A 13,207-nucleotide genomic window follows, 5' to 3' on the forward strand; every position below is an offset into this window, starting at 1 on the left:
CCGGGGCAGTGCCCCAGGATGAACGCTGCCTGAACGGACCTGAACGGACGCTGAACACGTCGTCAGCGCCCCCTGGCTCAGTCGGGTCGCGCCCCCAGCAGCCGTGCCAGTGCCAGCACCAGGTTGGAGCGGTTGAGGGTATAGAAGTGGAACTCGGTAATCCCATTGTCGACCAGTTCCAAGACCTGCTCGGCGGCGACCGCTGATGCAACCAGCGCATGGGTCTCGGGATCCTCCTCCAGCCCCTCGAAGCGTTCGGCGACCCACCCGGGAATCGACGCGCCGCAGCGCGCCGCGAAGCCCGAGATCTGCTTGAACGAGTGGATCGGCTGGATGCCTGGCACGATCGGCGCGGTGATGCCGGCGGCGCGCGCCCGCTCGACGAAGCGGAAGTAGTCGTCGTTGTCGAAGAACATCTGGGTGATGGCACGGGTCGCCCCGGCATCGAGCTTGCGCTTCAGGTTGTCGATGTCGGTGTCCCAGTCCGGGCTTTGCGGGTGCTTTTCCGGGTAGGCCGCGACGGAGATGTCGAAATCGCCGATCTTGCGAATGCCGGCGACGAGGTCGGCGGCGTTCTTATACCCGTCGGGATGCGGGGTGAACGGCTGGCCGATGCCCTCGGCCGGATCGCCGCGCAGCGCCACGATGCGGGTGATCCCCGCTTCCTGGTAGCCACGTACCACAGCATCCACCTCGTCACGCGTCGCGGCGACGCAGGTCAAGTGCGCCGCGGCATCGACGCCGGTCTCGGCCTTCACCCGGCTGACCATGCGAAGCGTGCGCTCTCGCGTCGAGCCGCCGGCGCCATAGGTGACGGAGACGAACCGCGGATGCAGCGGCGCAAGCTTGTGGATCGAATCCCAGAACCGCTCTTCCATGACGTCGGTCTTGGGCGGGAAGAACTCGAACGAGACCTGGAATTTCGGCCGCACGTCCGGGCGCATGCGGCTCGGGCGGTCGGTATAGTCGGTACTCATATGGGCTTGTCCGTCTCGTCGGTGAGCCGCCAGAGGCACACGGTAAGGCCTTCGGTCGGATTGGTGGGTGGGAAGGATTTGAGCTCGCTGACCGCCAGATCGGTGGCGCGCGCCCAGCCGGCCATCTGTGCCTCGCTGAGACCGAGGCGGCGATGCGCGTGGTGGGTGCGGAGGAACTCGAGCCCGTGCGGGGCGAAATCGACGATCAGCATCTCGCCGCCCGGTTTCAGGGCGCGGCGCGCCTGCGCCAGCACCCGGCCCGGATCGTCGAAATAGTGCAGCACCTGGTGGATGACGATGACGTCGGCGCGGCCAGCGCTGGCATCGAGATCGGCGATATCGCCGAGCCGCACCTGCGCATGGCCGATCGAGCACTGAGCGAGCTTGGCCCGGGCAACGGCAATCATCTCGCGACTCGCATCGATGCCGATGCCGCGGCGGTAGTGGCCCGCCAGCAGTTCGAGCATCCGGCCGGTGCCTGTGCCCAGATCGATGAGGGTGTCGACCACCCTGCCCTGCATCGCCTGAACGATGGCGGCCTCCACCGCCTCCTCGGGCACATGCAGCGAGCGCAGCAGATCCCAGCTGTCGGCAACCTTGGCGAAATAGGCCGCGGCTTGCTCGGCCTGGTTGAGCCGAACGGACTCGAGGCGCTGGCGGTCACGCAGCCGATCGGCATCCTCGGGCGAAAGCCGGCCGATCAGCCAGCGCGCCAGATCGCCGCCCGGCCCTTCCGGCGCGAGCCCGTAATAGGCCCAAGCGCCTTCGGCATTGCGGGTGATCAACCCGGCGTCGGCCAGAAGCTTCAGGTGACGCGAAACCCGCGGCTGGCTCTGGCCGAGGATCTCGGTGAGGTCCTTGACCGATTGCTCACCATCGGCGAGCAATGCCAACAGCCGCAGCCGGGTCGTTTCCCCCGCCGCGCGCAGCACCCCCACCAAGTCCGCCGTGTCGTTCATTGGGCCTCACGAGATATAAAGATATCTTTATATGCGTTGCGCGGCTTGGTCTAGAGGGTCGTTCCCAGCGAAAAACGGCGGCCCTTGCGGACCGCCGTTGAAGAGTTGGACAGAGTGTAGGTATCAGGCGGCGCCGACGACGTCCTCGTTGGGCAGGCGGCGGCGGAAGGCGTGGGTGCGCCAGAGCTCGAAGATGCCGACCGCTTCGTCCTTGCTGAGCGCTTCGAAGCGCCTCCGGACGTTCTGCAGGTCGGCCTGGCTCGGCAGATCCCGCCAGGGCATCGAGGCGATCATCGCCTCGAACAGGTCGGGCTGGATGCCCAGGGCACGAAGCGCCACGGTGATCGCCACATAGTCCTGCATGGCGAGCCACTTGACGAAAACTTCCGGGCCGACGCGCAGCAGCATGGTGAGCGCGGCGGCGGTGTGGTGGCCGTAGCCGAAGCGGGCGAAGCGGATCAGCGCGCGCTCATCGAGCTGCTTGCGGTCCGAGAGCGCCTTCACCTGGTTATAAGCGACCTTCCACTCCTGGCTGGAGAAGCCGGCGCGGTTGCGCATGCGGTTGTAGACCACAGCCTGCACCTTGCCGACAGTGACCGGATCAACCCGCGGATCGATGCGCGACATGGTCTCGCGGACCCGATCGCCGACCGCCTCGATCTTGCCGCCGAGGCTCTTCCAGTCGAGATCTTCGCGACCGCGCAGGTCGGCCGCGATGGCGGCATCCGATGCGGCGCGTTCGGCGAGACGCTCGAGCGCCTGCTGGCCGATCTCGGCATTGGTGTTGCGCACCAGCTTGATCACCGAGGCGGTCTCGCCGTGCTCGACGATGGCTTCGCCGACCCTCTCGGGAACCTGCGTGCGGCCGGCAATGGCCACGCGGTGCTCCTCGGACTGGTTGGCGATGATCTCGATCAGGTCGTCGTCGCTCAACACGTTCGAGAATTCGAGCAGCGGCTGCGCCACCTCGATCTCGTCATTGGCGAGCTTGACCACCACGTTGCCCGGCGCGCGGTCGAGCGGCGCGAGGAGCTTGGCCACATAGGCCCGCGCCTCGGATTCAACCAGTTCAGCCAGCTGGCACAACACCTCGTCGTACTGCGCGACCTGCTCGTCATCGCAGCGATCCGACACGTAGGAGTAGAGCTGGGCCATGTTGCGGAACAGCTGGTCGCGTTCCACGATATTGGAGTCACCGTTCAGGACCCTGAACGTCGAGAAGGCGCGTGTGGTGCCCTCTTCCATCTCAGTCATGTCACTTCCCTCCGGCTTCTGCCGTATGGAGGGCAGATTGGCCCGGCAGTTAAGTGCGCGCACTGAAGGTAAGGGCGGAAATTTGATTCAAATTGCGCGGAGTTTGGTCTTCGAACGCTAACCATCCCCACCGGCCTGCCTTCTCCCCGTGTGGGAGAAGGTGGCGCAAAGCGCCGGATGAGGGGTCCCGTGACACGAAGTGTCGCGCGACCGGAGCGAAGCGAAGGGCGACTGAGTTCGCGGAGAGAGACCCCTCATCCGCCCTTCGGGCACCTTCTCCCACAAGGGGAGAAGGCGCTGACTGAAAAATCGAGTTAAGCGAGGTCGAACCGGTCGGCGTTCATTACCTTGACCCAGGCGGCGACGAAGTCCTTGGCAAACTTCTCGGTCGCATCCGACTGGGCGTAGACCTCGGCCAGGGCGCGCAGCTGCGAGTGCGCGCCGAAGATCAGGTCGACGCGGGTGGCGGTCCAGCGCACTTCACCGGTCTTGCGGTCATGGCCGGCATAGACATTGTGCGTCTGGTCGGCAGGCTTCCACTCGGTCGCCATGGACAGCAGGTTGACGAAGAAGTCGTTGGTCAACTGGCCCGGGCGGGTGGTGAGCACGCCGTGCTTGTCCGCACCGATGCCGAGGACGCGGAGGCCACCGAGCAGCACCGTCAGTTCCGGCGCGGTGAGGCGGAGGAGCTGGGCCTTGTCGACCATGGCTTCCTCGGGCTGCATGAACTGGCGGCCGCTGAGGTAGTTGCGGAAAGCATCGGCGCGAGGCTCGAGGGCGCGGAAGGAGAGGACGTCGGTCTGCTCCTGCGAGGCGTCCATGCGGCCGGGGGTGAACGGCACGGTGACGGGGTTGCCAGCGTCCGCCGCCGCCTTTTCGATGCCGGCGCTGCCCGCCAGCACGATCAGGTCGGCGAGGGAGATGCGCTTGCCGGCCAGTTCTACCTCGTGCTGGATATCCTCCAGTACGCTCAGCACCTTGTCGAGCCGCTCGGGCTGGTTGACGGCCCAGTCCTTCTGCGGAGCGAGGCGAATGCGGGCGCCGTTGGCCCCGCCGCGCTTGTCGGAGCCACGGAAGGTCGAGGCTGAAGCCCAGGCAGTACCAACCAGCTCCGCGACCGAGAGGTTGGTGTTCAGAATCTCGGACTTGATCCTGGCGATATCAGCGTCCGTGACCAGTGGGTGGTCGACGGCGGGGATGACGTCTTGCCAGATCAGGTCCTCGGCCGGAACCTCGGGGCCGAGATAGCGGACCTTCGGACCCATGTCGCGGTGGGTGAGCTTGAACCAGGCGCGCGCGAAGGCATCGGCGAACTGCTCAGGATGCTCGAGGAAGCGGCGCGATATCTGCTCGTAGGCCGGATCGACGCGCAACGCGAGGTCGGTGGTGAGCATGGTGGGGACGCGCTTGCCGGTGCCGAAGGCTTCGGGGATCGAGGCCTCGGCGCCCTTGGCGGTCCACTGCTTGGCACCGGCGGGGCTGGTGGTCAGCTCCCACTCGAAGGCGAAGAGGTTTTCGAAGAAGTAGTTCGACCAGCGGGTGGGCGTCTGGGTCCAGATGACTTCGAGGCCGGAGGTGATGGTGTCGCCGGAATGGCCGATGCCGTGGCCGCCCTTCCAGCCGAGACCCTGGTCTTCGAGCGCACCGGCTTCCGGCTCCGGCCCGACGAGCGACGGATCACCTGCGCCGTGGGTCTTGCCGAAGGAGTGGCCGCCGGCGATCAGCGCGACGGTTTCCTCGTCGTTCATCGCCATGCGGGCGAAGGTTTCGCGGATGTCACGCGCTGCCTTCAGCGGATCCGGGTTGCCGTTCGGGCCTTCCGGATTGACGTAAATGAGGCCCATCTGCACCGCGCCCAGCGGCTCGGCCAGCTCGCGCTCGCCCGAATAGCGCTCGTCGCCGAGCCAGGTGCCTTCCGGCCCCCAGAACAGCTCCTCGGGCTCCCACACATCGGCGCGGCCGCCAGCGAAGCCGAAGGTCTTGAAGCCCATCGATTCGAGGGCGACGTTGCCGGTGAGGATCAGCAGGTCGGCCCACGAAATGGCGTTGCCGTACTTCTGCTTCAGCGGCCAGAGCAGGCGCCGGGCCTTGTCGAGATTGGCATTGTCGGGCCAGCTGTTGAGCGGGGCGAAGCGCTGCTGCCCCTGCCCGGCGCCGCCGCGGCCATCGGTGATGCGATAGGTGCCGGCGCTGTGCCAGGCCATCCGAATAAAGAGGCCACCGTAGTGGCCGAAATCGGCCGGCCACCAGTCCTGCGAGTCGGTCATCAGGGCGGTGAGGTCGGCCTTCAGCGCGGCGAGATCGAGTGTCTTGAACGCCTCGGCGTAGTCGAAATCCCGCCCCAGCGGATCGGCGAGGCCGGAGTTCTTGTGCAGCACCTGGACATCGAGTTGCGTGGGCCACCAATCGCGGTTGGAGTGGCCCCGGCCTTTGCGACCGCCGCCACCATGGGGGACCGGGCACTCGCCGCTATTGCCTTCATTCGATGCGTCCATGTCAGTCTCCGTTCGCCCGAGGCGATATCCATTTGCGGTCTTCGATAGGGTTTCCGGGTGACGCCGCAGTGACCATTCGCGCGCTTCGGCGCGACGGTCGCGAGTCACACACTGGAACACTTGTATTGTGGACCAAGCGAGGTGCATAAGGCCAATTGATTGCACTACTCATCGTGATAACGTGTCCTTATGATCGTCACCCTGAGACAGATGCAGTATGCCGTCGCGCTGGCGGAAACCGGGCATTTCGGCCGGGCCGCCGAGCGTTGCCACGTCACCCAGCCCGGCCTCAGCCAGCAGATCCGGCAGCTCGAGGAACTGTGCGGCGCCCCATTGTTCGATCGGCTCGGCAAATCCGTGCGGCTCACGCCACTGGGCCGCGAGTTCGTAGAGCGGGCGCGGCCGATTCTCGAGCAAACCGAGGGGTTGATGTCGTTCGTCGCCGGTCAGCGCGGTAACCCGGCGCGACCGCTGCGGCTGGGGGTGATCCCGACGGTGGCTCCCTACCTGCTGCCACACGTGTTCCCTGCCCTGCAGCGCGACCTGCCGGAGCTGAGCTTCACCGTTTCAGAGAGCCGCACCGACGCGCTGATCGACAGCCTCGCCGACGGCAGCCTCGACCTGGCGCTGATCGCCAGCGAGCCCAGGGCCGGCGGGCCGCGGCTCACCGCGGCGCCGCTATTCGCCGATGAGTTCGTGCTGGCCACTGGTGCCGGCGACAATACCGTCGACCCAGTTGCGCTGGCCGACATCGACGGCGATCGGGTGCTGCTGCTCGACGAGGGTCATTGCTTCCGTGAACAAGCCATTGCCGCCTGCTCACTCGACCCCGATGCGGCGCGGCGCACCTTTGCCGCCACGTCGCTCTCGACCATCGTCGAGTTCGTCGCCAACGGTCAGGGCATCACCCTGTTGCCGGAGATTGCGCTGAAGAAAGAGGCGACGGGCGACCGCATCCACATCCACCGCCTGGAATCGCCGGGCGCGCGGCGGCTGTTGTCTCTGGTGTGGCGCGAGGCGACGCCGTTCGGCGCGGTGTTCGAGCAGGTTGCCGAGACGATCAGGCAGGCGCGTCCGGCGGTCGTTCAGCCCTCGATCGGGTAAGGCGACTGCCGCCAGGTGCGGACCTTCACAGCATCAGCCTGCCGGATCACGCCTTCGCGCTCCACCCAGCCGACGAGGCCGCGCTTGCCCATCGCTGCCTTGACGAAACCGAACTCGATATCGGCCCTGCCCTCGATATGCGCGGCGATCGTCTTGCCGGTCTTGCGGCAGGGGTCGTTGTCGCCATCGATGCGGATGGCGGCGCCGGACGGGAACATCATCAGGCTGCGCGGCGGCAGTTGCGTCAGATGCGGGATGCCGGAGAGGATCAGGTTGGCGCCGACCCATTCACCGAGGATGTGAGGCAGGCCGAGAGACGTGGCTACCTCCGCCAGTTCCTCGGCGCTGAGGATCGAGATCTGCCGCTCGTTGCGCATCGGCGTGCGGCGGGGATACCAAGGCTCGCGGGCACCGCTCAGTCGCACCGCTCCCTGGTGCCGGTCCCCGACGACACCCTCATAGGTGAGGGTCAGTTCGGGATGCGCCGTCGACTCGACCGCCTCGCTCTCGACGACGAACGTACCGTCGACCAGGCCGGTGAGGGTCAGCGCCGGAAGCGGCTCGCTCATGCCGCCACGCGCCGTCGCCGGCGCACCACCGAGTCGAGCGTATAGACCACCAGCGACACCCAGATCAGCCCGAAGCTGACGAGTCGCACCGCGTTGAGGTGCTCGCCGAACAACGTGATGGCGAGGAGGAATGTGATCGACGGCGCGATGTACTGTAGCATGCCGACGGTCGTCATCTTCAGCCGCTGCACCGCGAAGGCAAAGAGCAGCAACGGCAACGCCGTGGCCGGCCCGGTCAGCGCCAGGAGGATCAGCGAATACGGATCGCCGTGCCAGCCGATGCCGCCATCGCGGACGAATGTGTAGCCGAGATAGGCGATGGCGATCGGCGCCAGCACCAGGGTTTCAACGAACAGGCCTGGCGCGGAACTCACCTTGGCAGTCTTGCGCAGGTAGCCATAGGCCGCGAAGGTCAGCGCCAGGCTGAGCGCCACATAGGGAATGCCGCCGATTGCGACGGCCTGAATAGCGATGGCGACCGCAGCAATAGCGATGGAAACCATCTGCCAGCGGTTGAGCCGCTCGCCGAGCAACAACACACCGGTCGCCACATTCACCAGCGGCAGGATGAAGTACCCGAAGCTCGCCTCGAGCACCTGCCCGCTCTCGACCGCGAACACATAGATCAGCCAGTTGCCGCCCAGGATCAGCGCCGCCATCACCATCGAGCGCACGGTACGCGGGTCGCGCAGCGCCGTCTGCACCTCGACCATGCGCCCGCCCAGCATCATGATGATGCCCAGCACCAGCAGCGACCACAGCGTCCGGTCGGCAACCACGGTCGCCGCCCCCACGTGATGCAGCAGGTTGAACAGCAGCGGCAGGAATCCCCACAGCACATAGGTCGCGACGCCAGCGGCGAGGCCGCTGTCCGGACGGTGGGTTTCGGAGCTGGTGACGGACGCCAACGCGTGTCCTTCCGAGCCTCAGGCGGCCCTGTGAGAGCCGCCTTCTAGCAGCGGCCCCGAGGGCGGACAAATCAGAGTTTGTGATTGGCGGCACAACACGGCTTGATGGTGATCAAACCAATCGCCACGTCCTGCGTTAGTCCTTCGTACCATCACAAGGAGAGCGCCATGAAAGCCAAGGTCACCTGGATCCTCATCGCCGACGGGGCCACGGCCAAGGTCTTCGAGCATTGCGGACCTGGCAAGGGACTGAAAGCCATCGACGATCTGATGTTCGAACAGGAACCGCTGAAGGCCGGGGAGATCATGGCAGACCGCCCTGGACGGAGCATTTCATCGATGGGCGCCGGCGGTCGCAGCGCCATGGAATACTCATCCAATCCGGTGGCCGTGCGCGAGCGGCGCTTCGTCGAAAACGTCGCCGAGGAACTGGAGCGCAAATACCAGCGGCACTCCTTCGATCAGCTGATCATCGCCGCCGCGCCGACCGCGCTTGGCGATCTGCGGCCCGCACTCAGCAAAGGCCTCCGCGACACTGTTGTCGCCGAGCTGCCCAAGGACCTGACGAACATCCCAACGGCGCAGCTTGGCCAGCATTTCGATAGCCTGCTCGCCATGTAGAAAGTCGAGGGGCGGCCCSCGGGCCGCCCCTTCCAGTTATTCGGTGAACTGGACCGTGGCCAGCATCTGCCCGGCGCGGAATGCCGCCGAGGTGCCACCTTCGGGCACGCTCCAGTATACGAACTGGCTCGAGCCGAAGCCCGGCTGCACATAGTAGAAATTCTGGAACAGCAGCGCCGCATCGGTCGTCTTGACCTGGTATTCGATGACGTTCCAGGCTTTGCCGCCGATGTTCTCCAGCCGCTCGCTGACGACGGTGACGTTCTCCGGCTTGCCGTCGAGCGCCGCCGCTGCCGCGTTGGTGAGGATGGCCTCGCGGAACTGCGAGACGGGCCAGGCGCCAGTCTCGTTGATGACCGCGAAACCAATGGTCTCGTCGCTGGAGTAGTAGAGGAACTCCTGATCGCCGGCCGGCGTCTGCACCGCCCAGCCGGTGGTGTCGATGCAGGCGCTGACCTTCACCTTCGTGCTGGTGACCGTTTCGCAGGCCATCACCGGCGTCGTGAGCACCAGCGCCGAGGCGATGGCGCCGAGGATAATTTTGTTCATGTGCGAGCCCTTCCCAAGAATAATTCGGGCGGAGCTTGTGGCTGGAGTCGCCTTGCTGGCAAGCGGATTTGCGCGACGGGAGACGTTATTCCGCCGCCTGCCTGGCAATCGCGATGCTGCCGACCGCTTCGCCGCTCGCGAGCACGAAGCCTTCGTCCAGCCAGCCGGTCACTCCGCCGATCATCTCCTTGACCGGGCGGCCCAGTTCGGCCAGCCGCAGCGCCCCCTTGTTGGCGCCGTTGCAGTGCGGGCCGGCGCAATAGGTGACGAACAGCGTCCCCTCCGGCCATTCGGCCATCCGGCGCGCGGTGATCTTGCCATGCGGCAGGTTGAGCGCCCCGGGCACGTGCCCCTGCGCATAGAGAACCGGGCTGCGCACATCGAGCAGCACGAAATCCTGCGCATCGCGGCTCAGCGCATCGTGCACGTCCCAGCAGTCGGTCTCGAAGCTGAGCCGGCGGGAAAAGTGCAGCAGCGCCTCCGGCGAGGCAGCGGCGGGGACAAGGGCGACATTGCTTGGCATTTGGGCCTCCTCGGCGTTGGAATGGCGTGAACTTGCCGGAAAACGGCGTGACTGGTGAGTGGCGGGAATGCCAATATGCGGTAAGATACCGCCATCATGGATAAGCCCAACCGCCACGTCGCCATCCTCGCTTACGACCAACTCTGCATGTTCGAGTTCGGCATCGCGGTCGAAGTGTTCGGCCTCGCCCGACCGGAGTTCGCGCATCTCGACTGGTACACGCACGAGATCGTCGGCATCGAGCCGAGCCCCTATCGCGCCAGCGGCGGCATCAGCGTCGCGGCCAGCCACGACTTGAGCCGGCTTCAGCATGCCGGGCTGATTGTCGTGCCCGGTTGGCGCGGCGCGAAAATGCCGGTGCCCGAACCGCTGGTCGAGGCACTACGGACGGCCCACGCTCGCGGCGCCCGCATCGCGACCCTCTGCTCGGGCGTATTCGTCCCAGCCCGCGCCGGACTGCTCGACGGCCGCCGCGCCACCACGCACTGGCGCTATGCCGAAACGCTCCGCGCCGAGTTTCCGGGGATCGAAGTCGAGCCCGACATCCTCTACTCCGAGGACGGAAACCTCCTCACCGCCGCCGGCTCGGCAGCCGGCATCGACCTCTGCCTCCACATCGTTCGCCAGGACTTTGGCGCCGAGATCGCCAACACCGTGGCCCGGCGCCTCGTCCTCCCCGCCCATCGCGACGGCGGCCAGGCGCAGTTCGTCGCCCGCCCCGTGGCCAAGGAACGGCGGGGCCGCATCGGCCCGCTGCTCGATACGTTGCGCGGACGGCTGGACGAGGACTGGAGCATCGCCCGGATGGCAGCGCTGGCAATGCTCTCCGAGCGCACGTTGATTCGACACTTCAACGAAGCCACCGGCCTCAGCCCGTTGACTTGGCTCATCACCGAGCGCGTCGAGCGCACCAAGGAACTGCTGGAGACCACCGACTTCGGCCTCGACGCCATCGCCGAGGCCAGCGGCTTCCGCAGCCAGGAGACGTTGAGACATCACTTTCGGGCCAAGACTGGCGTGAGCCCCAGCGCGTTCAGGCGCAGCTTTGGGCGGATCGCCGCCGCGTAGCGGCTAGTCGTCGGCCTCGTCGCCGTCACCCTCGCCTTGTCCAGTCACAGCTTCGAGGAACTCGAACAGGATCGGATCGAACAGGTCGGGCCGTTCGAGGCTTGGGAAATGCGCCGTGTCCTCGAGCACCACCGCGAAGGCGTTCTCCAGTTCCTCGGACAGGTCCTCGTGGATCGCAATGATGTCGGAGCAATCGAGCTCACCGACCACCAGCAGCGTCGGCGCGGTGATTGCCGAGAGGTTGTGGAACGCCGCCTCCGGACGCTCCTCCTTGGTGAGCGGCGCGTGGTTGAGGTGGATCTCGTTCATGGCGAGGAACAACTCGCGCACCGGACCCGTAACCCGCCCGGATTCCCCATAGGGCCCATCAAGCCATTCATGCGCCTGGATGCGGTTGGCGGTCGCGATGTTGCCGTGCTCCTTGGCGTACTCGAACGCCTCCTCGAGCTGCTCGACTTCCTCGTCGACCTCGTAGCCTTCGGCCCCTGTCACCGCCGTGCCCATCAGCACCAGCGCGACGGTCCGGCCCGGATGCTCCAGCGCGAAATCGATCGCGAGGCCACCGCCCATTGAGGAGCCGACGAAGATTGCCGCGTGGACGCTCAGCCGATCGAGCACGGCCTCGAGGTCGACCAGGTGATTGAACGGCACGTCGGCCGTTTCGGTCTCGCCGAAGCCGCGCCGATCGTAGCTGATGACGTGGTAGCCCTCGGCCGCCAGCTGGCGCATCTGCTCGGACCACATGCGGCGGTCGGCCACCCCGGCATGGAGAAATACCACGGGAATGCCGAAGCCGGCGGCCTCGCCGCGGATCAGCGCGCCGTCAAAGTCGATTTCGAAGGGAGAGGTCACGTTGGGCTCCGTTTCGCAAAGTTTTCGCCTAGCACCCGTCGCCGCCGCTGGCCAGAGGGACGATCTGGCAGCGGTGTCGCGGCTGTCGTAGGCTCGGACCGGGGCAGCGCTGGAGGGAGCCATGCCGCAGCTGATGTTGCATCACGTGTCGATCCTGACGAGCGACGTCGAACGCTCGCTGGCCTTCTATCGGGATGTCCTCGGTCTGAAGCCCCTGCCCCGGCCGGATTTTCCGATCCGCGGCCCGTGGCTCGCGTGCGGGGATCGGCAGGTCCACCTGGTTCAGCACCCCACCGGCACCTATCGAAACGGCGAGATCGACAACAACGACACGCACTTCGCCCTGCGCACCGATGACTTCGAGGGCGTGGTGCGCCAGCTCGAGGCACATGGTTTCTCCGAGCACGCGCCGGAGGGCGCCCCCAAGCGCATCATGATGAAGCGCGCCGGAGCAGCCGGGTTCACGCAGCTCTATGTACTCGATCCGGACCGCAACGTTGTCGAAGTGAACGCCGCGCCGATCTGAGCCTACTTCACCGCCACAATGAACAGCCGCGGGAAGCGCAGCAGGACCTTGCCGTCCACCGTGCGCGGATAAGCGCCGGCGATCAGCTCGAGGTAGCGCGCCAGGAACTCCTCGCGCTCTGCCGTCTCCAGCGGATCGATGAACGGACGGAGGCCGGTGGCCTTGACCCATTCGACGATGGCTTGCGGACCATCGAGCACGTGGTTGTAGTTGCTGTGCCAGATATCGAGGCGGCGGGCCGTCGGGCGCAGCGCGTCATAGTAGACGCGCACCGGCAGCAGCGGGGCGCGGGCGGCCTGCTTCAGGCGCTCGGCCCATGGACCGTCGGCAGCCACCTGCCGCATCAGTTGGTGCGAAGGCTCTCCGATATTGTCGGGCATCTGCACCGCCAGCACCCCGCCCTCGGCTTGCGCGGCGGCGATGCGGGTGAGCGAGACGAGGTGCTTGGGCACCCATTGGTAGATGGCGTTGGCAAAGACGAGATCGGTTTCCGGCTCCGGCACCCACGTGTTGGCGTCGGCCACATCGAACGTCGCCTGCGGCACACGCTGCCGGGCTTCGGCGAGCATGTTGGGCGAGTTGTCGAGCCCAATCACTTGCGCCGCGGGAAACCGTTCGACCAGCAGCTCGGTGGAGTTGCCCGGCCCGCAGCCCATGTCGACCACCCGCTTCGGCGCCGTCAGCGGCACCTGCGCCAGGAGGTCGCGCGCCGGACGGGTCCGCTCGTCCTCGAACTTCAGGTAGGTGGAGGGGGACCAGTCAGCCATTCTCAAACTCCAAATGAAAAGGCCGGGCACTGGGC

Annotated in this window: 14 protein-coding genes; 4 read left to right on the top strand and 10 right to left on the bottom strand. The window is 66.3% G+C overall.

Features of this window, described 5'->3' with window-relative positions; translation table 11 throughout:
- Positions 1–77: 77 nt before the first annotated feature.
- The 4 genes from metF to katG form a co-directional block, all read right to left on the bottom strand.
- A complete protein-coding gene (metF, locus tag AC1DYL_RS00195; protein WP_477171606.1) occupies positions 78–977 on the bottom strand; it encodes a methylenetetrahydrofolate reductase [NAD(P)H] in 900 nt (299 codons plus the stop codon).
- Positions 974–1,936: an ArsR/SmtB family transcription factor gene (locus AC1DYL_RS00200; RefSeq protein WP_477149014.1), complete on the bottom strand. Its 963-nt coding sequence runs from the start codon at positions 1,934–1,936 to the stop codon at positions 974–976. The genes metF and AC1DYL_RS00200 overlap by 4 nt, the downstream gene beginning before the upstream one ends.
- Positions 1,937–2,059: 123 nt before the next feature.
- Positions 2,060–3,190, bottom strand: coding sequence for a DUF2336 domain-containing protein (locus tag AC1DYL_RS00205; protein ID WP_477149013.1), 1,131 nt, complete (start codon positions 3,188–3,190; stop codon positions 2,060–2,062).
- Positions 3,191–3,504: 314 nt separating this feature from the next.
- Positions 3,505–5,685 (bottom strand): catalase/peroxidase HPI, encoded by a 2,181-nt coding sequence (gene katG / locus AC1DYL_RS00210; protein ID WP_477171607.1) that lies wholly within the window; start codon positions 5,683–5,685, stop codon positions 3,505–3,507.
- 189 nt (positions 5,686–5,874) lie between these two features.
- On the opposite strand from katG, the gene AC1DYL_RS00215 reads away from it, so the two are divergent.
- Positions 5,875–6,789 carry a LysR substrate-binding domain-containing protein gene (locus AC1DYL_RS00215; protein WP_477171608.1) on the top strand — a complete coding sequence of 305 codons (915 nt, stop codon included), beginning with the start codon at positions 5,875–5,877 and terminating at the stop codon, positions 6,787–6,789.
- Here AC1DYL_RS00215 and AC1DYL_RS00220 read toward each other — a convergent pair.
- Positions 6,771–7,358, bottom strand: a complete 588-nt coding sequence (locus tag AC1DYL_RS00220) for an MOSC domain-containing protein (protein WP_477171609.1) — start codon at positions 7,356–7,358, stop codon at positions 6,771–6,773. The genes AC1DYL_RS00215 and AC1DYL_RS00220 overlap by 19 nt on opposite strands.
- The gene (gene rarD / locus AC1DYL_RS00225; protein ID WP_477171610.1) at positions 7,355–8,266 is read right to left on the bottom strand and encodes an EamA family transporter RarD; all 912 of its coding nucleotides are present in this window, start codon (positions 8,264–8,266) and stop codon (positions 7,355–7,357) included. Before rarD ends, AC1DYL_RS00220 begins: the two co-directional genes overlap by 4 nt.
- A 168-nt stretch (positions 8,267–8,434) precedes the next feature.
- Between rarD and AC1DYL_RS00230 the strand changes: the two genes are divergently transcribed.
- The gene (locus AC1DYL_RS00230) at positions 8,435–8,887 is read left to right on the top strand and encodes a host attachment protein (RefSeq protein ID WP_477171611.1); all 453 of its coding nucleotides are present in this window, start codon (positions 8,435–8,437) and stop codon (positions 8,885–8,887) included.
- Between the two features lie 36 nt (positions 8,888–8,923).
- On the opposite strand, the gene AC1DYL_RS00235 is transcribed toward AC1DYL_RS00230, so the two are convergent.
- Together AC1DYL_RS00235 and AC1DYL_RS00240 are read right to left on the bottom strand one after the other, a co-directional pair.
- Positions 8,924–9,436: a hypothetical protein gene (locus tag AC1DYL_RS00235; RefSeq protein WP_477149007.1), complete on the bottom strand. Its 513-nt coding sequence runs from the start codon at positions 9,434–9,436 to the stop codon at positions 8,924–8,926.
- Between the two features lie 85 nt (positions 9,437–9,521).
- Entirely contained in the window at positions 9,522–9,959 is a 438-nt protein-coding gene (locus AC1DYL_RS00240) for a rhodanese-like domain-containing protein (protein WP_477171612.1), read from the bottom strand.
- Between the two features lie 96 nt (positions 9,960–10,055).
- Here AC1DYL_RS00240 and ftrA point away from each other — a divergent pair, with 96 nt between their 5' ends.
- The gene (gene ftrA / locus AC1DYL_RS00245; protein ID WP_477171613.1) at positions 10,056–11,027 is read left to right on the top strand and encodes a transcriptional regulator FtrA; all 972 of its coding nucleotides are present in this window, start codon (positions 10,056–10,058) and stop codon (positions 11,025–11,027) included.
- Between the two features lie 3 nt (positions 11,028–11,030).
- Here the strand turns inward: ftrA and AC1DYL_RS00250 are convergent, their stop codons facing one another.
- The gene (locus tag AC1DYL_RS00250) at positions 11,031–11,879 is read right to left on the bottom strand and encodes an alpha/beta fold hydrolase (protein ID WP_477171614.1); all 849 of its coding nucleotides are present in this window, start codon (positions 11,877–11,879) and stop codon (positions 11,031–11,033) included.
- 121 nt (positions 11,880–12,000) lie between these two features.
- Between AC1DYL_RS00250 and AC1DYL_RS00255 the strand changes: the two genes are divergently transcribed.
- A complete protein-coding gene (locus AC1DYL_RS00255) occupies positions 12,001–12,405 on the top strand; it encodes a VOC family protein (protein ID WP_477171615.1) in 405 nt (134 codons plus the stop codon).
- A 2-nt stretch (positions 12,406–12,407) separates the two neighbouring features.
- On the opposite strand, the gene tam is transcribed toward AC1DYL_RS00255, so the two are convergent.
- On the bottom strand, positions 12,408–13,172 hold the full coding sequence (gene tam / locus AC1DYL_RS00260; RefSeq protein ID WP_477171616.1) for a trans-aconitate 2-methyltransferase: 765 nt from the start codon (positions 13,170–13,172) through the stop codon (positions 12,408–12,410).
- Positions 13,173–13,207 lie beyond the last annotated feature (35 nt).

The organism is Devosia sp. P1_H9, from assembly GCF_056405135.1.